General features: G+C 61.6%; 18 protein-coding genes and 2 pseudogenes. 8 read left to right on the forward strand and 12 right to left on the reverse strand.

Annotated features, from left to right (window positions below; translation table 11 throughout):
• Positions 1–94 precede the first annotated feature (94 nt).
• Together GJU48_RS09960 and uvrA are read left to right on the forward strand one after the other, a co-directional pair.
• A complete protein-coding gene (locus GJU48_RS09960) occupies positions 95–1,807 on the forward strand; it encodes an ATP-binding protein (RefSeq protein ID WP_094952639.1) in 1,713 nt (570 codons plus the stop codon).
• Positions 1,804–4,323, forward strand: coding sequence for an excinuclease ABC subunit UvrA (gene uvrA / locus GJU48_RS09965; RefSeq protein WP_094952640.1), 2,520 nt, complete (start codon positions 1,804–1,806; stop codon positions 4,321–4,323). The genes GJU48_RS09960 and uvrA overlap by 4 nt, the downstream gene beginning before the upstream one ends.
• Positions 4,324–4,431: 108 nt before the next feature.
• On the opposite strand, the gene tkt is transcribed toward uvrA, so the two are convergent.
• On the reverse strand, positions 4,432–6,495 hold the full coding sequence (gene tkt / locus GJU48_RS09970) for a transketolase (protein ID WP_094951657.1): 2,064 nt from the start codon (positions 6,493–6,495) through the stop codon (positions 4,432–4,434).
• Positions 6,496–6,670: 175 nt separating this feature from the next.
• On the opposite strand from tkt, the pseudogene GJU48_RS24865 reads away from it, so the two are divergent.
• Positions 6,671–6,872: pseudogene (locus GJU48_RS24865) on the forward strand (hypothetical protein).
• Between the two features lie 158 nt (positions 6,873–7,030).
• Here GJU48_RS24865 and hglS read toward each other — a convergent pair.
• Positions 7,031–8,407 (reverse strand): 2-oxoadipate dioxygenase/decarboxylase HglS, encoded by a 1,377-nt coding sequence (gene hglS, locus GJU48_RS09975; protein WP_094951655.1) that lies wholly within the window; start codon positions 8,405–8,407, stop codon positions 7,031–7,033.
• 289 nt (positions 8,408–8,696) lie between these two features.
• Here hglS and GJU48_RS09980 point away from each other — a divergent pair, with 289 nt between their 5' ends.
• From GJU48_RS09980 to GJU48_RS09990, 3 genes are all read left to right on the forward strand, one after another.
• On the forward strand, positions 8,697–10,106 hold the full coding sequence (locus tag GJU48_RS09980) for an OprD family outer membrane porin (RefSeq protein ID WP_094951654.1): 1,410 nt from the start codon (positions 8,697–8,699) through the stop codon (positions 10,104–10,106).
• 146 nt (positions 10,107–10,252) lie between these two features.
• A complete protein-coding gene (locus GJU48_RS09985) occupies positions 10,253–12,889 on the forward strand; it encodes an MGH1-like glycoside hydrolase domain-containing protein (RefSeq protein ID WP_094951653.1) in 2,637 nt (878 codons plus the stop codon).
• Between the two features lie 145 nt (positions 12,890–13,034).
• Positions 13,035–13,262: a hypothetical protein gene (locus tag GJU48_RS09990; RefSeq protein WP_155295974.1), complete on the forward strand. Its 228-nt coding sequence runs from the start codon at positions 13,035–13,037 to the stop codon at positions 13,260–13,262.
• A gap of 62 nt (positions 13,263–13,324) precedes the next feature.
• On the opposite strand, the gene GJU48_RS09995 is transcribed toward GJU48_RS09990, so the two are convergent.
• A complete protein-coding gene (locus tag GJU48_RS09995) occupies positions 13,325–13,639 on the reverse strand; it encodes an SCP2 sterol-binding domain-containing protein (protein ID WP_048730219.1) in 315 nt (104 codons plus the stop codon).
• A 56-nt stretch (positions 13,640–13,695) separates the two neighbouring features.
• Positions 13,696–14,406: a histidine phosphatase family protein gene (locus GJU48_RS10000; RefSeq protein ID WP_094951651.1), complete on the reverse strand. Its 711-nt coding sequence runs from the start codon at positions 14,404–14,406 to the stop codon at positions 13,696–13,698.
• 196 nt (positions 14,407–14,602) lie between these two features.
• On the opposite strand from GJU48_RS10000, the gene sohB reads away from it, so the two are divergent.
• Positions 14,603–15,628 carry a protease SohB gene (sohB, locus tag GJU48_RS10005; RefSeq protein ID WP_094951650.1) on the forward strand — a complete coding sequence of 342 codons (1,026 nt, stop codon included), beginning with the start codon at positions 14,603–14,605 and terminating at the stop codon, positions 15,626–15,628.
• A gap of 108 nt (positions 15,629–15,736) precedes the next feature.
• On the opposite strand, the gene GJU48_RS10010 is transcribed toward sohB, so the two are convergent.
• The gene (locus GJU48_RS10010; protein ID WP_094951649.1) at positions 15,737–17,269 is read right to left on the reverse strand and encodes an MFS transporter; all 1,533 of its coding nucleotides are present in this window, start codon (positions 17,267–17,269) and stop codon (positions 15,737–15,739) included.
• Positions 17,270–17,419: 150 nt separating this feature from the next.
• Between GJU48_RS10010 and GJU48_RS10015 the strand changes: the two are divergent.
• Positions 17,420–18,274 (forward strand): annotated as a pseudogene (locus GJU48_RS10015) (LysR family transcriptional regulator); the annotation flags it as partial.
• On the opposite strand, the gene dhaL reads toward GJU48_RS10015, so the two are convergent.
• The 7 genes from dhaL to GJU48_RS10050 all read right to left on the reverse strand — a co-directional run bounded on the left by dhaL (position 18,273) and on the right by GJU48_RS10050 (position 25,638).
• Entirely contained in the window at positions 18,273–18,908 is a 636-nt protein-coding gene (gene dhaL, locus GJU48_RS10020) for a dihydroxyacetone kinase subunit DhaL (RefSeq protein WP_155295975.1), read from the reverse strand. The pseudogene GJU48_RS10015 and the gene dhaL sit on opposite strands and share 2 nt — an antisense overlap.
• A gap of 3 nt (positions 18,909–18,911) precedes the next feature.
• Positions 18,912–19,913, reverse strand: a complete 1,002-nt coding sequence (locus GJU48_RS10025; protein ID WP_094951646.1) for a dihydroxyacetone kinase subunit DhaK — start codon at positions 19,911–19,913, stop codon at positions 18,912–18,914.
• 153 nt (positions 19,914–20,066) lie between these two features.
• Positions 20,067–21,182, reverse strand: a complete 1,116-nt coding sequence (locus GJU48_RS10030) for an MDR/zinc-dependent alcohol dehydrogenase-like family protein (RefSeq protein WP_094951645.1) — start codon at positions 21,180–21,182, stop codon at positions 20,067–20,069.
• A 27-nt stretch (positions 21,183–21,209) separates the two neighbouring features.
• Positions 21,210–21,965, reverse strand: coding sequence for an SDR family oxidoreductase (locus GJU48_RS10035; RefSeq protein ID WP_094951644.1), 756 nt, complete (start codon positions 21,963–21,965; stop codon positions 21,210–21,212).
• Positions 21,966–22,111: 146 nt separating this feature from the next.
• Entirely contained in the window at positions 22,112–23,119 is a 1,008-nt protein-coding gene (locus tag GJU48_RS10040; protein WP_094951643.1) for a substrate-binding domain-containing protein, read from the reverse strand.
• 57 nt (positions 23,120–23,176) lie between these two features.
• A complete protein-coding gene (locus tag GJU48_RS10045) occupies positions 23,177–24,154 on the reverse strand; it encodes an ABC transporter permease (RefSeq protein WP_094951642.1) in 978 nt (325 codons plus the stop codon).
• A complete protein-coding gene (locus tag GJU48_RS10050; RefSeq protein ID WP_094951641.1) occupies positions 24,151–25,638 on the reverse strand; it encodes a sugar ABC transporter ATP-binding protein in 1,488 nt (495 codons plus the stop codon). Before GJU48_RS10050 ends, GJU48_RS10045 begins: the two co-directional genes overlap by 4 nt.
• Positions 25,639–25,658 lie beyond the last annotated feature (20 nt).

Genomic DNA, 25,658 nt, shown 5'->3' on the forward strand with positions numbered 1-25,658 from the left:
CCGGCATTACCCCCTAACGTATACCCAGTGAAACCATCTGCTGCTGGCGTGCTCCAAAACTTGCGACTGCCCTCTCTTTGCACAGAGCCAACCGATGCAATTTTTATCTAACCCCTACGGCTGTGAAGGCTGGTCTGGTGAAATGGCCCGGCGTATTCGTGCCTTCGATTGGTCGAGCACTGACCTGGGCCCGATCGACAGCTGGAGCACCAGCCTGGCCTGCAACGTGCAGATGATGCTGGCCTCGCCCATACCGATGGTGATGCTCTGGGGCCCGGCGGGGCACATGATCTACAACGACAGCTATTCGGTGCTTGCCGGCGGGCGGCACCCGTATTTGCTCGGTACGCCCGTGGAGCAGGGCTGGCCTGAAGTGGCCGAGTTCAACCGCTATGTGCTGGACACTTGCCTGGCGGGTGGCACGTTGTCGTTCAACAACAAAGAACTGGTGCTGCTGCGCAACGGCAAGCCCGAAGATGTGTGGATGGACCTTTACTACAGCCCCCTCGCCGGCGATAACCAGCAACCGGCCGGGGTGCTGGCGATTGTGGTGGAGACCACCGCGCACGTGAACTCCGAGCGCCTGCGCCAGGAATTGACCCATAACCTGGAGCAACGCGTGGCTGCCGAAGTGCAGGCGCGTTCCGCCGCCGAAGCGCAACTGCGCCAATCGCAGAAGCTTGAAGCGATTGGGGGCCTCACCGGCGGCGTGGCCCACGACTTCAACAACCTGCTGCAAGTGATCGCTGGCAACCTGCACCTGCTGGCCCGGCATGAACCGGAAAACGCCCAGGTGCAGCGGCGTGTCACGGCCGCCATCGCGGCGGTGGAGCGCGGCGCCAAACTGTCTTCGCAACTGCTGGCCTTTGCCCGCCGTCAACCGCTGTCGCCGGCGGTCTATAACCCTCAGCGCATTTATGCCGGGTTGGTCGAACTGCTGCAGCGTGCGTTGGGCGAAACCATCCATATCGATGTGCAACTGCCCCAGGATTCCTGGTGCATCAACGTCGACCGCAACCAGTTGGAAAACGCGCTGCTCAACCTGGCGATCAATGCCCGCGATGCCATGCAAGGCGAGGGCGTGATCCGCATTACCGGCGAAAACATCCTCCTCAACCCCGACGACTGTGCAGGTAAGAGCCTCCTGCCGGGCGAGTACGTGCGCCTGGCCGTCACGGATATCGGCAGGGGCATGTCGGCGGCGATCCTGGCGCGGGTGTTCGAGCCTTTTTTTACCACCAAACGTGAGGGCCACGGCACTGGCCTGGGCCTGAGCATGGTATTTGGTTTTGTGCGCCAAAGCGGCGGGCATGTGGAGGTGTGGAGCGAGGAGGGCAGGGGCACGGTGGTGCAGATGTATTTCCCGCGCAGCCTCGGCGAGGAAAGCCACGACACCGAGGTTGACCCTGTGCTGCATACGGGTGGCCAGGAGACGATCCTGGTGGTCGAGGACAATGCTGACGTACGCGTGACGGTAGTGGATTTGCTCGAACAGTCGGGCTACACCGTGCTCACCGCCGAAGACGGCGACCGCGCGATGCAAACGTTGCTGGGCGGCGTACAACCGGACCTGATTTTTACCGATGTGGTGATGCCCGGCCGGATAAAAAGTACCGACCTGGCTGACTGGGCCCGCGCCCAGGTGCCGCCGGTGGCGGTGCTGTTCACCTCCGGGCATACCCGCGACATTCTCTCCAGCAATCACCTGCTGAGCCCCGACATTCACCTGCTGAGCAAGCCCTACAGCCCCGAAGCCTTGACGCAACGGGTGCGCAGCGTGCTCACCGCCAGACAAGGTTGCCCATGACTTCACAGCGCAACATCCCTCCCATCACTGCCCAGCGCCCAGGTTTTGTCCGGGTGCGCGGCGCCCGCGAACACAACCTGCGTAACGTCGATGTGGACATTCCCCGGGATGCCCTGGTGGTGTTCACCGGCGTCTCGGGCTCCGGCAAATCATCCTTGGCGTTTTCCACGGTGTATGCCGAGGCCCAGCGGCGTTATTTCGAATCGGTGGCGCCCTATGCGCGACGCCTGATCGATCAGGTCGGCGTGCCGGACGTGGACTCCATCGAAGGCCTGCCACCGGCTGTGGCCCTGCAACAGCAGCGCGGCACGCCGAGTGCGCGCTCTTCGGTGGGCAGCGTTACCACCTTGTCGAGCCTGATCCGCATGCTGTACTCCCGCGCCGGCAGCTATCCGCCGGGGCAGGCGATGCTGTACGCCGAGGACTTTTCACCGAACCTGCCCCAAGGCGCGTGCCCGCAATGCCATGGGCTGGGCCGGGTGTACGAAGTGACCGAGGCGCTGATGGTGCCCGACCCGTCCTTGACCATCCGTCAACGCGCGGTGGCGTCTTGGCCGTTGGCGTGGCAGGGGCAAAACCTGCGCGACATCCTCGTGACCCTGGGTTACGACGTGGATATCCCATGGCGCGAGCTGCCGAAAAAGCAGCGGGACTGGATCCTGTTCACCGAAGAAACCCCCACCGTGCCGGTGTACGCAGGCTTCACCCCTGAACAGACTCGCGACGCACTCAAGCGCAAGCTCGAGCCGAGCTACCAAGGCACTTTCAGTGGCGCGCGGCGCTACATCCTGCACACCTTCACCCACACCCAAAGTGCGCTGATGAAAAAGCGCGTGTCGCAGTTCATGCAAGGCAGTGCCTGCCCGGTGTGCGAGGGCAAACGGCTGACCCAGGCGGCGCTGTCGGTGAAGTTCGCCGGGGTGGATATTGGTGAGTTGTCGCAGCTGTCATTGTCGCAACTGGCCGAGTTGCTGCGCCCGGTCGCGGCGGGGCAGGACAAAATGAAACTGTCGGTGGAAAAGCGCCTGGCCGCGCAGCGTATCGCTCAGGATTTGCTGGAGCGGGTCAGCACCTTGACTGAATTGGGCCTGGGTTATCTGTCTTTGGAGCGCAGCACACCGACCTTGTCCTCCGGCGAGTTGCAGCGCCTGCGGCTGGCCACGCAATTGGGCTCGCAGTTATTCGGCGTGATCTATGTGCTGGATGAGCCGTCGGCGGGCCTGCACCCGGCGGATGGCGAAGCGTTGTTCACCGCGCTTGAGCGTCTGAAAGCGGCGGGCAATTCGTTGTTCGTGGTGGAGCATGACCTGGAAACCATGCGCCGCGCCGACTGGCTGATCGATGTGGGGCCGGCGGCCGGCGAGCACGGCGGGCAAGTGCTGTACAGCGGCCCGCCGGCGGGCTTGGCGGATGTCGAGGCGTCGCAGACGCGCGAGTATCTGTTTGCCGAGCAGCGCCCTTCGAGTCAGGCGCGTCGTGAGCCTTCCGGCTGGTTGAAGCTCAAAGGCGTGACACGCAATAACCTCAATGACCTGAACGTGGATTTCCCGCTGGGCTGCTTCACGGCAGTGACCGGGATTTCCGGCTCGGGCAAATCCAGCCTGGTCAGCCAGGCGTTGCTGGAACTGGTGGGCATTGGCCTGGGCCGCGTTGTGGAAAACGACGAAGAACCCAGCCTGGAAGACGCCACCCCACAAACCAGCGGTGGGCGTATCAGTGCCGGGCTGGAGCACATCCGCCGTCTGGTGCAGGTAGACCAGAAACCCATCGGCCGCACCCCGCGCTCTAACCTGGCAACCTACACCGGGCTGTTCGACAACGTGCGCAAACTGTTCGCCGCCACACCGGCTGCGAAGAAGCGCCACTACGATGCTGGGCAGTTCTCCTTCAACGTCGCCAAGGGCCGCTGCCCGAATTGCGAGGGTGAAGGGTTTGTCAGCGTCGAGTTGCTGTTTATGCCGAGCGTGTATGCGCCGTGCCCGACGTGCCACGGTGCGCGTTATAACCCGGACACCCTGGCGATCAAATGGCAGGGCTTGAGCATCGCCCAGGTGCTGGCGCTGACGGTGGAACAGGCGGTGGAGGTGTTTGCCGAACAGCCGGGGGTGTTGCGTTCGCTGCAGGTGCTGCGCGATATCGGCCTGGGTTATTTGCGTTTGGGCCAGCCGGCGACGGAACTGTCCGGCGGTGAGGCGCAGCGCATCAAGCTCGCGACCGAACTGCAACGCAATGCACGGGGCGCCACCTTGTACGTGCTGGATGAGCCGACGACCGGGCTGCACCCACGGGATGTGGACCGCTTGCTCAGGCAACTGAATCATCTGGTGGACGCCGGGCATACGGTGGTGGTTGTGGAGCATGAAATGCGCGTGGTGGCGCAGAGTGACTGGGTGATTGATATCGGCCCGGGGGCGGGGGATTTGGGCGGGAAGGTGGTTGTCAGTGGCACGCCGCAGAAGGTGGCGAAAAGCAAGGTTAGCCGTACTGCGCCGTTTCTGAGCCGAGAGCTGATTTAACTAGCTATGAGGTCGAAATGTGGGGGTGGGCTTGCCTGTCTACATCGGTCAAAGCAGTATCGACTGACAGCCCGCCATCGCAGGCAAGCCAGCTCCCACAGTCTTTGATCAGTGTTGAGTCAGTTGAATCTGCTCTTTAGCCAGCTTCACCACATTCTCCACCGTAAACCCAAATTTCTCCTGCAACTTGGCCAACGGCGCCGACGCGCCAAAGCTGTTCATCACCACCTTGGCGCCGGTCTGCCCGACATACCGGTCCCAACCCAATGGCCCGGCCTGTTCCACCACCACGCGCGCTTTCACCGCCGGCGGTAACACGCTGTCGCGGTAAGCCTGGTCCTGTTCTTCAAACAGCTCCCAGCTCGGCATCGACACCACTTGCGCCGCGATCCCTTGGCCTTTCAACTGCTCATACGCCGCCACCGCCAGGCTGACTTCACTGCCCGTCGCCAACAGCAGAACCTTCGGCTTGTCAGCACCCGCCAACACATAAGCGCCCTTGGCCGCGCCAGACGCCGCCGCATATTGGGTACGGTCCAACGTCGGCAATGCCTGACGCGACAACACCACACAACTCGGCCGATGAGTTTGCGCCAGGGCGACCTTCCACAACTCCAGGGTTTCGTTGGCATCGCCTGGCCGTAAGGTCAGCAACCCCGGCGTCGCACGCAGTTGCGTCAGATGCTCGATAGGCTGATGCGTCGGCCCATCTTCACCCACGCCAATCGAGTCATGGGTAAACACGAACACCACCGGCAACTCCATGATCGCCGCCAGGCGGATCGGCGGTTTCATGTAGTCGCTGAACACCAAGAACGTCGAGGTGTACGGCCGCAGGTAGGACAGCGCCATGCCATTGGCAATCGCGCCCATGGCGTGCTCGCGGATGCCGAAGTGCAGGTTGCGACCGCTGTAGTCGTCAGCACTGAAACGCCCGGCACCGTCAAAGGTGAGGTTGGTCTTGGTTGAAGGCGACAAGTCCGCCGAACCGCCGAGCAGCCAGGGGATGTGCTGGGCAAAGGCATTCAATACCTCGCCACCGGCGGCACGGCTGGCCACGCCCTTGGCGTCGGTGTCGAAGCTGGGCAGCTCATTTTGCCACTGCTCGGGCATTTCGCCTGCGCGCATGCGGCGCAGTTCATCCGCCAGTTCCGGTTCGTACTGTTCCAGCTGTGACAACCGCGCATTCCACTCTTCATACAACGGCTTGCTGCGCTCCAGCAGGGCGTCACGCAAAACGCTGCGGGCTTCGTCGGGCACCAGGAAATTGGAGTCTTCGGGCCAGCCGTAGGCGGCCTTGGTTAGGCGGATTTCGTCCGCGCCCAACGGCTCACCATGGGCGGCGGCGGTGTTGTGTTTGTGCGGCGAGCCATAGCCGATCACGCTGTCGACCACAATCAGGGTCGGCGCGCCGGTATTCGCTTTGAAGGTCTCCAGCGCCGTGCTCAAGGCCTGCAAGTCATTCGCGTCGGTGACGTGCAAGGTGTGCCAGCCGTAGGCCTGGAAACGCTTGATCACATCCTCGCTGAATGCCAGCTCGGTGTGGCCCTCGATGCTGATGGTGTTGTTGTCGTAGATCCAGCACAGGTTATCCAGCTTCAAGTGCCCGGCCATCGACGCCGCTTCGCTGCTGATGCCTTCCATCATGTCGCCGTCACCGCACAGGGTGTAGACGTTGTAGTCGAACAGCACCTTGTCGTCGCGGTTAAAGCGCTGGCCCAGCCAACGCTCGGCCATGGCCATGCCGACACTGTTGGCGCAGCCCTGGCCCAGCGGGCCGGTGGTGGTTTCAACGCCGGTGGTCATGCGGTACTCGGGATGGCCTGGGGTTTTGGAGCCCATCTGCCGGAATTGCTTGATATCGTCCAGGCTGATCGCCGGTTGGCCGGAGCGTTTGCCGTGGGCGTCAATCTCCACCACGCCGGCCAAGTGCAGCAGCGAGTAGAGCAGCATGGAGGCATGCCCCACCGACAACACAAAGCGGTCACGGTTAGGCCAGTCGGGGTGCTCGGGGTGATAGCGCAGGAACCGGCTCCACAACGTGTAGCCCACCGGCGCCAAGCCCATGGGCGTGCCCGGGTGGCCGGAATTGGCCTTCTGCACGGCATCCATGGCCAGGGTGCGAATAGTGTTGATGCATTGGGTGTCGACAGCAGTGGCAGCGTGAGTCATAAAACCGTTCTCCCTCAGGTGGCGATCTACAGTGGAGGGCAGGGTGCGGCAAAGGTTTGATCCCATCGCCCACCTTGCGACGAACGGGGATGCATTGACTCAAGACATGACAAGACCCCTTGGAATGGGCTAGCTTCAAGAGCGTAGGCCATTGATCAACGTGCGGAGGTACTCCATGCCAGTGAAACACGACCTGTTGCAGGACCTGGGTTTGAGTAAAGAAACTGTCGACGAGCGCCGGGCAAAAAATCCCCATCTGAATGCGCTCTTTGATAAATACAAAACCGTCGATGACTTGGTGGTGACTGCTGAAAAAGCAGCTGGCAGCGATGAGGAGCGCGTTGGTTAAAGACGAGATTGTGCAGCACTTGGGCTAAATCAACGCCCGCGCTCCTACAGGGGCGCGGACATATTTGTTCAGAATTGCCTGAGGGACAGCGCGCTTTTGCGTGTTTATGATGCGCCCCGTCCACCCGGCTCTGGGGACTGTTGTGGCGCAAGGATTGCGCTGGTGAGCCGGGCGGACACTCTCATTTCATGCCAGTAGCGCTTGGGTGCATTCATCTATAGAGCGTTGCTGCGTCTCGCCATACAGCTTCAACTCATCAATCGTCTTGCGGCCCAGCGCCTTCTCGAATTCGGCCTGGTTCGAACTCGCCGCGTAGTGACTTTGCGCCGCATCCCCAAGGTTCGACTGAAAGATCCCCGCCGCACTCACCGGCAGAAAATCCTCATACACCAACGGTTCCACGTCGACGTGGCCGGCAGCAATCAGCGCCTCCAAGGTTTTCGGCTGATCGGCTTGGCCGTGTGCCGCCAGGCCTTGCTCGGTGGCGAAATAGCGAAAGTAGGCCAGGCCCTGTTCGCGCATCTGCGTGTGGTTGTCGGGGAAGGCCGTGAAGTGTTGCTCCATCAAGTGCACATAACGTGCGGCGTTGGCCTCATTGGGAAAAGCCCCCAGTTCATCGCGCGCGACGTTCAGCAGTTGGTCGTACAGGGCGCGGCCCTTGGGCGTCAACGCGACACCGCGTTGTTCAATTTCGCCGAAGCGCGCGCTGTGGCTGCCTTGGGCGTCGGTGAAGGCGATGGGCTCGTCGAGGGCCTTGAAGCTGGTCTGGCGCAGCAGGATCGGGCAGTGGCGGCGCGGCGGGCCTTCGATCACGGCCTTGGGGGTGATGCCTTTGCCGGGCATCGCGGCCTGCACCTTGTCGATGTCCAGCGTGCGCGGGGTCAGGTGGTTGATGTGCGGGCCCTTGAAGGCCACCACGTCGGCGATCAGGCGGTGCTGGTCGCTCAACTGCTGGTACTGCTGGCCGGTCACGGTGGCGGTGTGGTGCCAGCGGAAGGTTTCCAGGGCCTGGCGGATGAACTCTTCGGCATCAGGGGCGTTGAGGCCGCCGTCGCGTTCGGCTTGTTCGATCAACGCCAAGGCGCCTGGGGTGAAGATCTTGCGCTTAGCCAGCGCGCTTTCGGCGAAGGCGCGCAGTTCGAGGTTTTCGATCAGTTCCAGGCGCAGCAACGAGGTAAACACGCGGAACGGGCTGATCTGCAGCGAGCGTTCATGCACGGCGCGAAAGGCGGTGGAATGCACGGGCACGCCCGCCGGGGTCAGGTCGTAGTAGCCCACCGGTTGCATGCCCATCACCGCAAACAGGCGGCCGATGGTTGCCAGCTCAAAGGCAGTGCCCAGGCGGATGGCGCCGTGGCGCTCCTTGTCCAGGCGCTCGATTTCGCCGGTGCGGCGCAGCTGCCGGGCCAGGCTCGAATCACTGGCCAGCACCTGGGTATTGGTCTCGGCCACCAGCGCCATCAACGCCCCATACAGCGGGACTTCATCTCGGTACATGTCGGACATGGCCTTTGAGAAGCCTTTGCGGATCTCGTCGGGGCTGACATGTGCGGTGGTTGGCATAGAAAAATTCCTGATGGCTATTGTGATGAGCGTGGCCTGCATCTGATTTTGTTGAGCTTGGGGGCGGCTTGCAAACGAAGATTCCTCTGGACTTCATTCTGCAAATGAATGAGATGACGTGAATATGACAAAAAACGGCAACGGCAAAATTTCATTTTCGCAGCCCCTTTCCTAACAAATTCTTCACGAGGTGCGCCCCGGTCCTCATGAAACAATCGTCACGTTTGTAGGGATGAAAACGCCGTTTTGCACACAACGTACATAAAAAAATGTTTAGGGGCCGTCACACATGAAAATTTCTACACTGGCGTTATCCATCACCGCCGCATTGCTCGCACAACAAGCCTGCGCGGATGATTTTGGGCTCGGCTCACTGGGCACGGGCACAGGTCACAGTGGCTTTGTTGAAGACAGCCATGCGGCGGTCAGTTCGCGGACCATGTACTACAGCGCAGATAACCGCTCGGGGACCAACAACGATCTGCGCGAAGCCGCGACCTTGCTGCGTTTCGACTACAAATCCGGCTACACCCAAGGCACCCTTGGCGTCGGTTTCGACGTGATGGCGTTCGGCGCCTTGCGTCTTGATGGTGGCGACGGCCACGCCGCTGGCCCAGGCCTGGCGGGGAACGGCAACAGCTTCTTCCCGACCAAAAACAACGGCACCGAGCCTGCCGACAGCTTCGGCCGCGCGGCGGGTAACGTGAAGTTCCGGATTTCCCAGACTGAGTTGCACGTGGGTGGCGGTTTGGCCCCGGTGCTGCCGATCCTGGTCTCCAACGACAGCCGTGTTGCGCCGCAGACCTTTGACGGCGGCATCCTCACCTCCAGCGACATTCCTAACGTGACCTTCACCGGCGGTGAGCTGAACAAGGCCGAAGGCCGTGCTTCGAGCAACTCCACGGGCTTGAGTGTGGCCGGTGGTACGCGTGACAGCGACAGCTTCAAGTTCGGTGGTGTGGACTACAAACCGTTCGGCTCGTCCGACAACGCCATCGCGAAAAACCTGACGTTGCAGTACTACTACGCCAACCTGCAGGACTTCTACAAACAGAACTATTTCGGCCTGGTCCACGTATTGCCGCTGGGCAATGACCAGTCGTTCAAGACTGATCTGCGCTACTTCGACAGCACCAGCGACGGCAAGAATGGCGAGAGCGGCTATGCGTTCAACAACAACGGTGGCTACGCCAAGCACGCCGGCGAAGTGGATAACAAAACCTACAGCGCCGCGTTCACCTACCAGTTGGGCGGCAGCAGCCTGATGCTCGGCCACATCGGCGTAAGCGACGATGGCGGCTTCGTATGGGTTAACCAGGGCAGCCTCGCCGACCCGCAACAACAAGGTGCCGGCGGCAGCGACTTCTACCTGTTCACCGACGCCGTGGTTGGCCAGTTCTCCCGTGCGGGTGAGCAAGTCAACTTTGGTCAGTACACGTATGACTTCAAGGCCTATGTACCCGGCCTGAAAGCGTCCGTGGCTTACCTGGACGGTACGGACATCAAGTCCAAGGTGGCTGGTGGCCCTGATCAGAAAGAAAACGAAACCGACTTCCGCCTGGATTACGTCGTGCAGGCCGGCCCGCTCAAAGGCTTTGGCACCACCTTCCGCACCGGTACTTACCACGGCCACAACACCGGCACTGCGGATCAGGATCAAACGCGCCTGATCTTCAACTATACCTACGCGATCTTCTAAGAAAGCGCGTGCTTTTACACAGTCGAAAAAGCGGAGGCCGCCTCATCAGCGGCCTCTTTTTTTGCGCGACTGGATGAGACTTCATGTGCATCGCAGCACGGATGGGTTCTACACTGCCCCTCACTTTGTCAGTGATGGAGGACCCAATGACGGCCACGCCCGTAACCAACATCCTTGAAACGATTGAAGGCCAACGCCTGGCAACGCAAGAGGCTGAGCGTTGGCGTGAGTGGGGCCCGTACTTGAGTGAACGCCAGTGGGGCACGGTGCGCGAAGACTACAGCGCAGACGGCGATGCCTGGGCCTACTTCCCCCATGAACATGCACGCAGCCGCGCCTACCGTTGGGGCGAGGACGGCTTGGCCGGTTTCAGCGACAAAGCGCAACGCTGGTGCCTGGGCCTGGCGCTGTGGAACGAGCGCGACGCGATCATCAAGGAGCGCCTGTTCGGCCTGAACAACGCCGAGGGCAACCACGGTGAAGACGTCAAGGAACTGTACTTTTTCGTCGATGGCGTACCGAGCCATGCCTACATGCGCATGCTCTACAAATACCCGCATGCGGCTTTTCCCTACGCCGACCTGACCACCGAGAACGCGCGCCGCGGGCTTGAGGATGCCGAGTACGAGATCCTCGACACTGGCGTGTTTGAAGACAACCGCTACTGCGATGTCAGCGTCGAATACGCCAAGCATCAGCCCGATGATATTTTCATGAAGGTCACCGTGCATAACCGCTCGGACCAGCCGACGCGTTTGCAGGTGCTGCCCCAACTGTGGGCACGCAATGACTGGAGCTGGACCTTCGATGCGCCCAAGCCGCAGTTGCGCCTGGACGGCGAGCACGTGCTGGCCCAGCATCATGAACTTTCCGATCGCCACCTTAGCGCCTGGGGCCAGGACGGCGTGGAATGGTTGTTCTGCGAAAACGAGAGCAACTTTCCCACTCTGGGCGGGCAACCGGCGCCTGGGCCGTTCAAGGACGGCATCAATGATTACGTGGTAGGCGGCGTGCAATCGGCGATTCGCCGGGACGCCGGCACCAAGGTCGCCGCGCGTTTCATCCTCGAGCTGGCAGGCCTGGAAAGCAAAACCCTGTACCTGCGGTTTGCGCCCACGGACGCGCCCCAGGTCAATGCGCGCAAGCTGATCGAACAGCGCCGTCAAGAGGCCGATGACTTCTACGCGGCCTTGCAACACGGCATTAGCGATGCAGACGCGCGCAATGTGCAGCGCCAGGCACTGGCCGGGTTGCTGTGGTCCAAGCAGCTCTACTACTTCGACGTGAACCAATGGCTCGACGGCGACCCGGCTCAGCCCGCGCCGCCGCCTGAGCGCCTGCATATCCGCAATACCCATTGGCGGCACCTGTCCAACTTCGACATCCTCTCCATGCCCGACACTTGGGAATACCCGTGGTACGCCTCCTGGGACCAAGGCTTCCAGGCAGTGGCGATTGCGCTGATCGATCCTGGGTATGCCAAGCAGCAGTTGCTGCTGCTGGTGAAGGACCGTTTCATGCACCCCAACGGCCAGTTGCCGGCGTATGAGTGGCGTTTCGACGACGCCAACCCGCCGGTGCATGCCTGGGCCAGTTGGCGGGTGTATCAGCAGGATAAGGCGCTGACCGGCGTCGGCGACATGGATTTCCTCGAGCGGATTTTCCATAAGCTGCTGTTGAATTTTTCCTGGTGGGTCAACCGCAAGGATGCCGAAGGCCGCAACCTGTTCCAGGGCGGCTTCCTCGGTCTGGACAACATTGCCTTGTTCGACCGCTCGGCCACCTTGCCGCCGGGTTACCAGCTGGATCAGGCCGACGGCACGGCGTGGGTCGCGGCCTATGCGCTGGACCTGATGCGAATCGGGTTGGAGCTGGCCAAGCGCAACGTGGTGTATGTCGACATTGCGGTGAAGTTTTTCGAGCACTTCCTGTATATCGCCGGTGCCATTAACCGCGTCGACGACAGCGCCGAAGGGCTGTGGGATGAGCAGGACCTGTTCTTCTACGACGTACTGCACCGCCCCGACGGCCAGAACGAGCCGGTACGGCTGCGCTCCATTGTTGGCCTGATGCCGCTGTTCGCCGTGCTGGTGCTGGAGCAACGCGAGCATGAGGGCTTGCAAGGCTTGCGTGAACGCTTGCTGGGGTTCATGCACCACCGGCCGGACCTGGCCAAGTTGGTGTCGCGCTGGAACGAGCCGGGGCAGGGCAATCGCCTGTTGCTGGCGCTGTTGCGTGGCGAGCGCACCAAGGACCTGTTGCGGCGCATGCTCGATGACAATGAGTTTCTGTCGGCCTTTGGTGTGCGCTCTTTGTCCAAGGCGTTTGCCGAGCAGCCGCTGGCGTTGAAGATGAATGGCGATACGTTGTGCGCGCGTTATCAGCCTGGGGAATCCGACTCGCGCCTGTACGGCGGCAACTCCAATTGGCGTGGGCCGTTGTGGATGCCGGTGAACTACATGCTGATCGAGTCGCTGCGTGAGTTTCATCGGTATTACGCGGATAACTTCTCGGTGGAGTACCCGACAGGCAGTGGTTACCTGGCGTCCCTGGAGGAGGTTGCTGACGGGCTGAGCCAGCGACTGACACGCTTGTTTTTAAGGGATGAGGATGGCTGCAGGCCGTCGATGGCGGGCTATGCGCAACTGGAGGCCGACCCGGCCAGCCGTGATCTGGTGTTGTTCCATGAGTATTTCCATGGCGAGACCGGGCGGGGGTTGGGTGCTTCGCATCAGACGGGGTGGAGTGCGTTGGTGGCGTTGTTGTTGCAACCGAAAACTTAACGGTCACCAGCAATCGGGCGTGGGCGCTGGCTTGCCAGCACCCACATTGGCGCTGCATCGATTCAGAAATTGCATGCAAAAAAATCCTGCCGGCAACGGTTTGAATCAGGTAAATTCGCCGCCCCTTAAGACAAGGATGTAGACAATGGCGAATGTTATCGCGCGGTTTCGCAATGCTAGCCTCGAACCCAAGGACCTCTACGACATGTATTTGCAGATGGGTAAATACAAGGTGGTGATCGTGATTGGGTTGGACGTCAATACCGGTGATATCACCGACGAGAACGAAGCGCGTTACATTCGTGAGAACGATGGTAATGACCCCGCGTACATGGACACATTTGAACAGATGGATAACGCTGGCACCCGTTGATCGGGAGGCTGGCTGAACGAAAAATCCCGCCATTGGCGGGATTTTTTTTGAGCGCGGCGTTATCAGGCCGGGAACAGCTCGCTCAGTTTCATCGCCAGCATCATGTCGCCTTCGGTGCGCAGCTTGCCGCCCATGAACGCTTGCATGCCGTCGGTGGAGCCGTCAACGATGCCTTTCATGGTGTCGCCGTCCATGACCAGGGTCACTTGGGCGTCCGGGTTTTCGCCTTCCAGCAGTTCGCAGGTGTTGTTCTTCACTACCAGCGAAAAGTTCTGGGTGTCGTCGATACGGAAACCGAACACCAGGTCCAGGCCGTCGGCAGCGGCTGGGTTGAATTTGGCTTTCATTGCTTCTACAGCTTTGGCTACGTCAGTCATGGTTTCGATCCTTTAAGGTAGAGTCCAGTGACCTTGGGGTCACGGTTGGCCGCAATTCATCGGAAAGTGATGAACTGCGGCGCCTTCAACAGTTGCAAGTGGGTATGACTGTTGAAGGAAGCCAGTGCCACCTCGCGACCGCGGAATTTCAGCTGGTTGAGCGAGGTGTTAACAATTTGCCAGTTCAGTTCGAAGGCCTGGGCGGCAGGCATCCGGGTAATCAGGTGGAGCAGGGCGGTGATGGTACCGCCGGAGGTGAACACGGCGATCTTGTGCGAGCTGTCGGCGGCTTCAAGAATTCGTTGCAGGCCGCCTTGTAAACGCTCGACAAACCCCAACCAGCTTTCCAGCCCCGGTGGATCATAAGTACCGGCCAGCCATCGCTCGATGATCAACGCGAAGATGCGCTGGAACTCGCTGCGGTTCTGCGCGCCATTACGCAGCACCTCCACAGCGTGGGGTTCACTGGCGAGCAAGTCAGGGAGCAGGGCGCGGATGATGGCCTCGCCGTCGAACTCGTTGAACGCCGGGTCGGTTTCCAGAGGCGGCACCGGCAGGCCCAGGGCGCTGTATTGATCGAACGCGGCCGTGGCGGTGTGCTGCTGGCGGCGCAGGTCGCCGGCGATGCAGCGGTCGAACGTCAGGCCCAGGTCGGCCAGGTGGCGCCCGAGTACTTGCGCTTGTTCCACGCCGACGGGCGACAGGACGTCATAGTCGTCTGCACCGAAGGAGGCCTGGCCATGTCGAATCAAATAAATGCTGCCCACGTCCGTTTTCCCGGTACGTTGAAAGTCTGGCGAGGTTATGAGGATGCCTGCGAGCTGTCAATGAAAAAACATACGCTTGTTTTAAAAGTGCGTTAGAGCAGCTTGGCTGCTGGCGGTTTGAGCACTGGTCGCCTGACGATCGCGTCGGTATGCTTGGGCAATCCGCGCCTGGCGCCGTGCATTGTTAAGGAGACACATGGATTTTTTGGCTGAATACGCGAGCTTTCTAGCGAAGACCGTCACCCTGGTGGTCGCTATTTTGGTGGTACTGATCAGCTTCGCGGCGCTGCGCAGCAAAGGCCGTCGCAAAGCGGCCGGCCAGTTGCAGGTCAGCAAGCTGAATGATTTCTACAAGGGCCTGCGTGAGCGCCTGGAATCGAGCCTGCTCGACAAAGACCAGCTCAAGGCCCTGCGCAAGTCCGAAAGCAAAACCGAAAAGAAGAACAGCAAGAAGAAGCCCGAGGCCAAGCCGCGGGTATTCGTGCTGGATTTTGACGGCGACATCAAGGCCTCTGCCACCGAAAGCCTGCGCCATGAAATCACCGCGCTGCTGAGCCTGGCCACGCCTAAAGATGAAGTGGTGCTGCGCCTGGAAAGTGGCGGCGGCATGGTCCACAGCTATGGCTTGGCGTCCTCCCAACTGGCGCGTATCCGCCAGGCCGGCGTGCCGTTGACCGTGTGCATCGACAAGGTCGCCGCCAGCGGCGGCTACATGATGGCGTGCATCGGCGAGAAGATCATCAGCGCCCCGTTCGCCATCCTCGGCTCGATTGGTGTGGTAGCGCAGTTGCCCAACGTCAACCGCCTGCTGAAAAAGCACGATATCGACTTTGAAGTGCTGACGGCCGGTGAATACAAACGCACCCTCACCGTGTTTGGCGAAAACACCGAGAAGGGCCGTGAGAAGTTCCAGGAAGACCTGGACATCACCCATCAGCTGTTCAAGAACTTCGTCTCGCGTTATCGCCCACAGCTGGCGATTGATGAAGTCGCGACCGGTGAAGTGTGGCTGGGTGTTGCAGCGCTCGACAAACAACTGGTCGACGAGCTGCAAACCAGCGACGAATACCTGGCCACCAAGGCCAAGACTGCCGAGGTGTACCACCTGCACTATGCCGAGCGTAAAAGCCTGCAGGAGCGAGTGGGCCTGGCGGCCAGCGGCTCGGTAGACCGCGTGCTGCTGACCTGGTGGAGCCGATTGACCCAGCAGCGGTTCTGGTAAGTCGACCGATCGTTCCCACGCTTTGCGGGGTGATCTGTGGGCAGGTTGGACGCGGAGCGTCCGGGGCGGCATTCCCACGCAGAGCGTGGGAGCGATCTAATCCCACATTTAGTTCTGAGTCAGTCTGGAAGACTGTTGTACTGAGGGAATCGGGTTTCTCATTAACGTCCCCACCACCAACGCCCCCAGCAGCCCCAACAACCCCGCCACCCACAACACCCCGCTGAAGCCACCCACAAATGCCTGCCGCGCCAGCGGTTGCACCTGCACCCGCGCCGGTTCCGGCAACACACCCATCGCCGCTGGCATATCACCTGCCACCACCCGCGATGCAATCCCCGCCACCTGGGCCTGCCACTGCGGATCGATGCTCGCACGCAGCAGCTGTTCACTATGGCTGCTCAGCAATGCCCCATACACACCGATAGCCAACATGATTGCGCTGAAACGCATGGTGGTGCTCATGCCCGAGGCCATCCCCGCGCGGTCTCGTGGCACGCAGGCCATGATGTTTTTCTGCGTGTCGCCATTGAGCAGGCCCGCACCGGCGCCGGTCACGGCAATCGCCAGGGCGAAGGGCAGATAGCCGCCCGCCGTTACCGCCCAGGCGCTCAACAGGTTGCCGCAACCGACCAGGGTCAAGCCGGTCGCCATCATCGTTGCCGGTGCAAAGCGCCCCGCCAGCCGCGCGCCGATGCGGGGGCAGATCAGCATGGTCAGCGCAAACGGCAACATGCCCAGGCCCGAAGCAATCGCGGAGAAGCCCAGGCCGTTTTGCAGGTAGAACGGCAGCAACGTCATCATCACTTGGGCGCACCCGGCATAGGCAAACATGCCGAGCAGGGCGCCGATAAAACGCGGATGGCGAAACAGTTGCAAGTCCACCATGGGCCGTTGTTGCACACGCTCGACGATCACAAACACACCCAGCAGCGCCGCGCCGCCGATCAGGCGTGCAGAGGTGAGCGGGTTATCCCAGCCGATGCGATTGGCCTCGATCAGCCCCCACATCAGGCACAGCAGGCTCGCACTGAACGCCAGGCTGCCCCATGGATCAAGCCGCGCCGACTGAGTGTCGCGCGACTCTGGAATCGCACGCAGCACCAGCGCCATCAAGCCCAGGCCCACGGGCAGGTTGAGGTAGAAAATCCAGCGCCAGCCCAGGTATTCGGTGATCACGCCGCCCAGGGTGGGCGCGGCGGTCATCGCCACGCCCATGCACGCGCCCCAGAACGCCCAGGCTTTGGCGCGTTCCACTTCATCGTGGAAGGTATGGCCGATGGACGCGAGGGCGGAGGTCAGCAACAAGGCTGCGCCGACACCTTTCACTGCGCGGGCGACATCCAGCAGTAGCGCAGTGGGCGCCGCACCGCAGCCTAGGGAGGCCAGGATGAAAATGCTCAAGCCCCAGATCAGCGTCTTCTGGCGGCCAAAGCGATCGGCGATGCTGCCGGCCGGCAGCAACAAGGCGGCGAACGCGAGCATATAGGCGCTGACCACCCACTCGATATCGGCGAAGTTGGCGCCCAGGTCGCGGGCGATGCTCGGCAGGGTCACGGCGACAATATTGGTGTCGAGCACTATCAGCGAACACACGCCGGAGGCGGTCAGTAGCGTCAAACGCGGACTGGCCCGGCTCATGGCTTAATTACCTTGCGGGCAATAGGGGAAAGGCAGTTGACTAACATCGCAAAGGCTCTCTAGTGTTGAGGTACGCTGAGCTTATCCCTAGCCGCAGCTCGTTCTATTAGCTGGCCTGAAGCACTTCATTACCTTTGAGCTAATCCTGCGATGGAAATCCGCCACTTCCGCTACTTCCTGGCCGTTGCCCGTCAGCGCAATTTCACCCGCGCCGCCGAGCAGCTAGGCATCGCGCCGCCGACCTTGAGCCGACAGATCCAGGACATGGAAGCCAGCCTGGGCACGCGTTTGTTTATCCGTCAGCAACGCGAAGTCAGCCTCACCGAAGCCGGCGCCGCGTTGTTGATTGAGGCCGAAGCCACGGTGCGCCAATTTGAATTTGCCCAGCGCAATGCCCAGCGCGCCGGGCGTGGCGAGATCGGCCATATCGAGTTGGGCTACGTGGCCTCGGCGGTGTACTCCGGTGTGTTGCAGCGGCAGATGCAAGCGTTCAGCCAGGCGTTTCCCGATGTAAGCGTGAACGTGCGCGAATGCGCGATGGCGACCTTGCCGAGTGCAGTGGCGGACGGGCGTTACGACATCGGCTATATCCGCTCGCCCATGACCCTGCCCGACGGTGTGGAAGCCGTGCGCCTGCACAGCGAAGGGTTTGTGTTGGCGCTGGCGCAGGATTCTTGGCTGCTGGGGCTCAAGGCCATTGGCTGCGAGCACCTGCAAAACGAGACGTTTATCCTGCCGGAGCAAATCAGCGGCACCTTGCACGTCGCCACCCAGGGCGGTTTTGCCCCGCGCCTGGGGCCGCAGCCGGGTGGGTTGGTTGCGGTGGTGGCGCTGGTGTCGTTAGGGCAGGGCGTGGCGGTGGTGCCAGCGTCGATGGTCGGGCATGTGAGTTTGCCGGGCGTGGTGTACCGCGGTATTCAGGGCAGCGAGGCGTCGTCGTGGCTGTCGCTGATTCACCGGCGCTTTGAGAAAGCGCCGGCGGTGGCGCGGTATATCCAGCAGGTCACGGTTGAACCGAATCCGCTAGCCGCGTCAGTATCAGGCAGCACGACACCGCCCCGGCATCCAGCACGCCCAGCGAGCGCTCGCCCAAACGGCTGGCGCGGCCGATTTTCGCGACCAGATCCTTGGTCGAGTCGCGCCCCTGTGAGGCGGCGGTTTTCATTGCGTCCAGCGCATCGTTGAAGGATGCGCCTCCTGTATGCGCGCGCTCAAAGGCTTCAACCGCCGGGATCAGGGTGTCCATCAAACACTTGTCGCCCACGCCCGCCTCGGTAATGTCTTGCAGTGAGGTCAGGCCACCGCGCAGCAGGTGGGCAAAGGTCGCGGCGTCGATGTCTTCACGGCCGCGCACTTCGTCGGCCATGCCGATAAACAGGCTGCCGTACAACGGCCCCATGGAGCCGCCGATGCCTTCCATCAGGCTCAGGGTCAGTTCGTCCAGGGCTTCGGCCAGGGTCAGTTGCCGGCCCTCGATAGTGCGCCCGCAATGGGCGAAACCCTTGGCCATGTTGATGCCGTGGTCGCCGTCGCCAATCGCGCCGTCGACTTCGCTGAGGTATTCGCGGTTGGCCACAATCACGCTGACCAAGTCGGCGACGATGGCGCTGCCGTCATGGGTGGAAAAATGTTGGCTCATGGTTCACTCCGCCTGGGTCATGCCGATGGAGCGGCAGGGTTGGTCGATCAGGGTTTTAAGCTCGGCGTCGAGGCCGAGCAGGGTCAGGGTCACGCCCATCATCTCAAGGGAAGTGAAGTAGTTGCCCACGTAGCAACGGTGAATCTTCAAGCCCTTGGCCTTGAGCTGGCGTTCCACCTCAGCGTAGAAAATGTACAGCTCCATGACTGGCGTGGCGCCCAGGCCGGAGACCAGCACGACCACGCTGTCGTCCTGGCTGAAGTCACGGTCGGCCAGGATCGGCGCGAGCATGCGTTCGGCCATGGCAGCGGCGGATTCGATGGCGATCACTTCAATGCCCGGTTCGCCGTGATGGCCGATGCCCAACTCCATCTGGCCGTCGGGAATTTGGAAGTTCGGCTTGCCCACCGCCGCGATGGTGCAGGGTGTGAGGCCGATGCCGATCGAGCGGCAATGGTCGACGGTTTTCTGCGCGACGCGAATCACTCCGTCGAGGTCATAATGCTGGGCGGCGGCGGCACCGCCGATCTTCCACATGAAGATTTCCCCGGCCACGCCACGGCGCTTGGCGATTTCGGCCTTGGGCGCGGAGGCCACGTCGTCGTTGGCGACCACGGTGCGGATGCGCATGTCTTTGCTGGCGGCCATCTTCATCGCCAGCTTTACGTTCATGTTGTCGCCGGCGTAGTTGCCATACAGGCAGGCCACGCCCGCGCCATGGTCGGCGGCGCGGAAGGCGTCGAAAAAACTCTTGGCGGTGGGCGAGGAGAAGATTTCCCCGACGGCCACGGCGTCCACCAAGCCTGGGCCGACGTAGCCGAGAAACGCCGGTTCATGGCCGGAACCGCCGCCGGTGACAATGCCCACGTGGCCCTTGTTCGAGGGCTTGGCTTTGACGATAACGCGTGGGTTGGACTCGTATTGGCGCAGCTCGGGGTGCGCGACCAGAATACCGCGCAGCATGTCCTCGACCACTTGGTCCGGATCGTTGATAACTCGATTCATAACGCGGGTTCCTGTGTTCTTATTTATAGGGCAACAAACTATCAACTGTGGGGGCTGGGGTCAGGGTTCCAGCACAACCTTCAGCGACTTGTCCCCGCGCTCCACTGTGTTCTTATTTATAGGGCAACAAACTATCAACTGTGGGGGCTGGGGTCAGGGTTCCAGCACAACCTTCAGCGACTTGTCCCCGCGCTCCATCACCGCAAACGCTTCCTTGAATTCCGCCAGCGCAAATTTGTGGGTCACTACGTCGCGCATGTCGATCTTGCGGTTGCCGATAAAGTCGATGGCGCGCGGGTACATGTACGGGCCCAGGTGTGAGCCCAGAATGTCTAGCTCTTTGCGGTCGCCGATGATTGACCAATCTACCGTGGCCTCATCATTAAAGACGCTGAATTCGACAAAACGCCCCAGCTTGCGCAGCATCGCCAGGCCTTGGTTCACCGCCTTGTGGTGCCCGGTGGCTTCGATGTAGATGTCGCAGCCATAGCCGTCGGTGATCGCGCGGATTTTGGCCATCACGTCGACTTCCGCCGGGTTCCACACTTCGTCGGCGCCCATGCGCAGGGCGAGGGCCGCGCGTTCGGGTTTCATGTCCAGCACGATCAGCTTTTTCGGGTTGCGCAGGCGCACGGCGCCGATGATGCCCAGGCCCAGGGTGCCGGCACCGGCCACCACCACGATGTCGTCATGGTCGACATTCGCGCGCTCGGCGGCATGCAGTGAGCAGGCCAGCGGTTCAATCAGGATGGCTTCGTCGGGGGCGATGGATTCCGGCACTTTGTGGATGATGCCTTCCTTGGTGAAGATCATGTACTGGGCCATGGCGCCCTGCACATTGTTCTGGAAGCCATACAGGTCATGCTTCTGGCACATCCAGTACTGGCCGTGGTTGCAGAAACGGCAGCCCCAGCACGGCACGATCTGCTCGGAGATCACCCGGTCACCGACCGCCACACCACGTTTTTCCGCGCCTGGGCCGAGGGCAACCACGCGGCAGACGAATTCATGCCCGGGAATCATCGGCGGTTTTACGTAGCGCGGTTGCTCGGCATCGCCCCAGAACGACGGCGCGCCGCGATAGGTCTTGATATCGCCCATGCAGATGCCACACAGCTCGACTTTGGTGAGGATCTCGTCAGGCCCGGGCGTGGGCACGTCGACGGTTTCCAGGCGGTAGTCTTCCGGGCCATGGCAGACCACGGCCTGCATGGTTTTCGGGATGCTCGGGGCGAGTTGTTCGGGTGTGCGTTCGGTGACGGTGGACATGACAAAACCTCACGACAAAAAAATGAATTACTGAATGCTGTAGCCGCCGTCGATCACCATATTGGCGCCGGTGATCATCTGTGCTGCGTCGCTGAGCAGGTACAACGCCAGCCCGGCGATTTCTTCCGGCTGGGCGAAGCGGCCCGCCGGGATCTGCAATTTGGCCCGTTCGCCCACCTCACCGGCCCAGGCTTTCTTGCCTAGCGCGGTCTCGACGATGGTCGGGGAGATGGCGTTGACGTTGATCTGCGGCGCCCATTCCATGGCCAGCACCTTGGTCATGCCGACGATGGCGGCCTTGCTCGCGCAGTAGGCGACGTGGCGGTCCAGGCCGATCACGGCGGCTTGCGAGGCGAGGTTGACGATGCGCCCGCCGCCGTTGGCCAGCATGTGTTTGGCGCAGGCCTGGGCCACGAAGAAGCTGGCCTTGAGGTTGATATCCAGGGTGCTGTCCCAAGCGCTTTCGCTGACATCGACGGCCTTGTCGAGCAGGACGATGCCGGCGCTGTTGATCAGGTAATCCAGGCGTTGGAAGTGCTCGAACACCTGGTCGATGGTGTGTTGTACCTGGCCGATCTGGCTGAGGTCGACGGCAATGCCCAGGTGTTGGGCGCCCAGGCGGGCGGCGACTTCAACCACCGCTGGGTCACGGTCAAGCAAGGCCACGCGTGCGCCGCGCTCTGCCAGCAAGGTGGCGCAGGCCAGGCCAATCCCGGCGGCGCCGCCGGTGATCACCGCGCAACGGCCGGTGAGGTCGAAGGCTTGGTTCCAGAATCCAGACATGAATAACTCCTCTTTCAAAAGCGCTGCTGATCCAATGTGGGAGCTGGCTTGCCTGCGATGCAGGCGACTCGGTCTTTCAGCCAAACCGAGGTGATGCCATCGCAGGCAAGCCAGCTCCCACACTTGACCTTATTTCAAGGTGAAAGCTACTTACCGCCGCTGACTTGTTTGTACAGCGCATCCGCATTCGCATTGGTCACCGGCACCCACGGCAGGATGTAGTTTTTGGCCGTGCCATCAGCCCATTTCACGTCCTTGGCATAGCGCTCCCAGATCACCGATTGCGGCTTGTAGTCCTTGCCCGCCAACGCGCGCAAGGCCACGTCCAGCGCGCCTTGGGATTGCGCCTGGGCGTCTTGCAGGAAGGTGGTGACTTCGTCTTTTTTCGCCGCCTGGATCGCGTCCGGCATGCCGTCGATGGAGGTCACCGGCACGTCCTTGGAGGTCAGCCCGTGGGACTTAAGGGCCTGCACGGCGCCCAGGGCCATGTCGTCGTTCTGCGCGATCACGCCGTTGATGCCTTTGGGGTGCGCGTTCAGCCAGTCTTCGGTGAGGGTCATGGCCTGCGCGCGGTCCCAGTTGGCGGTCTTTTTCTCGATGATCTTGATGTCCGGGTGCTTGCCCAGCACTTCCAGCTCGCCTTTTTCCCGGTCGATCTGTGCCGACTGGCCAATCGGGCCCTGGATGATCACCACGTTGCCACGGCCGTTGAGCTTGTCGACCATGGCCTGGGCCTGCAGGCGGCCGCCTTCCACGTCATCGTTACCCACGTAAGGCACAGAGGCATCGGCTACTTTCGTATTGGAGGCGATGACCACCACGTCGTTGCTCATGGCTTGTTTCACGGTACCGACGCCGGCCTTGGTGTCGATTGGCACGAACAGGATGGCGTCGTAGCGCTGGGTCACCATGTTTTCGATCTGGTTGTTCTGGGTCAGGGCGTCGTAGTTGCCGTCGAACACGGTCAACTGCACGGTGCCGTCCTTGACCGCCGGGTGTTCCTTCAGCTCGCGGACCCAGTTCTGCATGAACTGGCCCTTGAGGCCGTAGACGGCTGCGCCGACTTTGTAGGTCTTGCCATCGGCGGCCAACGCGATACTGCTGGCGAGCAGGGAGAGGGCCGCGACAGCAGCCAAAGACATTCCAGATTTCATGGTGAGAACTCCGCTTATTGTTGTGGGTCGTTCAGTGCATTTTTTGAGGAACAGCGACTAGCGTTTTTTCTTGCGCCACACATCGATCAGTACCGCGAACACGATGATCAGGCCCTTGGCGACCTGCTGGTAGTAGGAGGACACGCCGAGCAGGTTCAGGCCGTTGTTGATCACGCCGATCAACAGCGCACCAAACAGGGTGCCGACAATGCTGCCGGTGCCGCCCGACAGGCTGGTACCGCCGATCACCACGGCGGCAATCGCGTCCAGCTCATAGGAAACCCCGGCCTGGGGCAGGGCGGAGGTGGTGCGTGCCGACAGCACCACGCCGGCCAATCCGGCGAGCAAACCTGAGACCACGTACACCGAAAACATCACCTTGCGCACGCCGATGCCGGAGGTGCGCGCGCTCTTTTCGTTGCCGCCTACTGCGTACACATAGCGCCCGTACGTGGTGTAGCGCAGCACCATCCAGAAGATCAGCGCGACCACGGCGAAGATGACAATCGGCACGCCAATCGGGCCGATCTTGCCGATGCCCAGCGCCAGGTAAGCGTCGGGCAGGTCGGTGATCGGGCTGCCGTCGTTGAGGATAAAGGTCATGCCCCGCGCGATGCTGAGCATGCCGAGGGTGGCCACGAACGGTGGGATCGACAGGTTGGCGACCATAAAACCGTTGACCACGCCGAGCATCGCCCCGGCAAACATCCCGGCGCTGACCGCCGCCAGCAGGCCGTAGCCTTGGGTGGCGACCATGGCGCTGCACAACCCGGCGAACGCCAGGATCGAGCCTACCGACAGGTCGATGCCCTTGGTCAAAATCACGTAGGTCATGCCCACCGCGAGGATGCCGTTGATGGACGTCTGGCGCAGGATGTCCATCCAGTTGCGCCAGGTCATGAAGTATTCGCTGGAAAACGCCATCACCACGCACAGCAGGATAAACACCAGCGGCAAGCCGAAACGGTCAAGGGACAAACGCAGGCGATTGCGCGGCGTGGCAGTCAGGGGTGGGGCAATGGTTTTGGCATTCATGAGGCAAGACTCAACAAGGCTTCCTGGGAAAGGGCGGTGTCGGTGCTGATGGTCACCAGCCGGCCGCCCTTGAATACGGCGATGCGATCACTCAGGTGCAGCAACTCCGGGGCTTCGGACGACACCACAATGGCCGCGCCACCGGCACGTACGAACTGGTCGAGCAAGTGGTAGATCTCTTGCTTGGCGCCTTCATCAATGCCCCGGGTCGGTTCATCGCAGAGCAGGCACACCGGTTCGGTCGACAGGCATTTGGCGAGCACCACTTTTTGCTGGTTGCCGCCGCTCATGGAGGCCACCGGCAAGTCCAGTGAGGTGGTTTTGATCTGCAGGCGCTTGACCATGTCCTGCGCCAGCTGGGCTTCTTTGCGTGCATTGATCAGCGACCAGCTCGACAGGCGTTTGTAGGCCGACAGCGCAATGTTGGAAAGAATGCTGCCGGTGAGCACCAGGCCGCTGTCTTTGCGGTCTTCGGTGACCAGCGACATGCCGGCGTTGATCGTGGCCTTGGGCAAACCGATGGGCATGGGCTTGCCTTGCAGGGTGACGCTGCCGGAGTCCGCCACTGTCAGGCCGTAGATGCAGTTGAGAAATTCGCTGCGCCCCGAGCCCATCAGGCCATAGATGCCGAGGATTTCGCCTTGGCGCAGTTGCAGGCTGATGTCGTGAAACTCACCGTTGCGGCTCAGGTTATCGACTTGCAGGCAGGTGGCGGCGGCGCATTCGCGGCCGACCTTGTGGTCGATGCGCGTCAGTTCCTGGCCGACGATGCCGCGCACCAGGTGGTTGCGGTCGATATCGGCCATGCGCCCGCTTTCCACAAAGGCGCCGTCGCGAAAGATGCTGTAGTCGTCGGCGATCTGCGCCAGTTCACTTAAGCGGTGCGACACATACACGATGCCGGCGCCGCGGTCGGTGAGGCGGCGAATTGCCTTGAATAGGGTTTGCGCCTCGCGCTCGCCGATGGCCGAGGTCGGTTCGTCCATGATCATCACCTGGCAGTCATGGCTGAACGCCTTGGCGATTTCCACCAGTTGCACCTGCGCCACGCTCAGGCGGTGCATGGGGCTGGTGGCGTCGACGTCGAACTCCAGGCTGTCGAGCAGCTCGCGGGTGCGGCGGTTGAGGGTCTTGCTGTCGACGATGAAGCCAGCACGGCGCGGCTCACGGCCCAGCCAGATATTTTCGGCGACGGTCATATAAGGGATGGGTTCCAGCTCCTGGGTGATCATCGCGATCCCCGCCGCCAAGGCTTCGCTCGGGCGGTTGAACTGCACGGGTGCGCCGTTGAGCAGAATGCTCCCGGCGTCACGTTGGGTGATGCCCATCAGGATGCTCAGGAAGGTCGACTTGCCTGCGCCATTGCCGCCGCACAACGCGTGGACGCTGCCGGCCCGCAGAGAGAGGCGCCCGTCACGCAGGGCAGGCACCCCGGCGTAAGCCTTGGCGACGTGTTCAGCCTGGAGCAGTAATGGCGTGGCCATCGGCGTGTCCTCGTGCTGTG

The sequence above is a fragment of the Pseudomonas sp. IB20 genome (assembly GCF_009707325.1).
Classification (GTDB): Bacteria; Pseudomonadota; Gammaproteobacteria; order Pseudomonadales; family Pseudomonadaceae; genus Aquipseudomonas.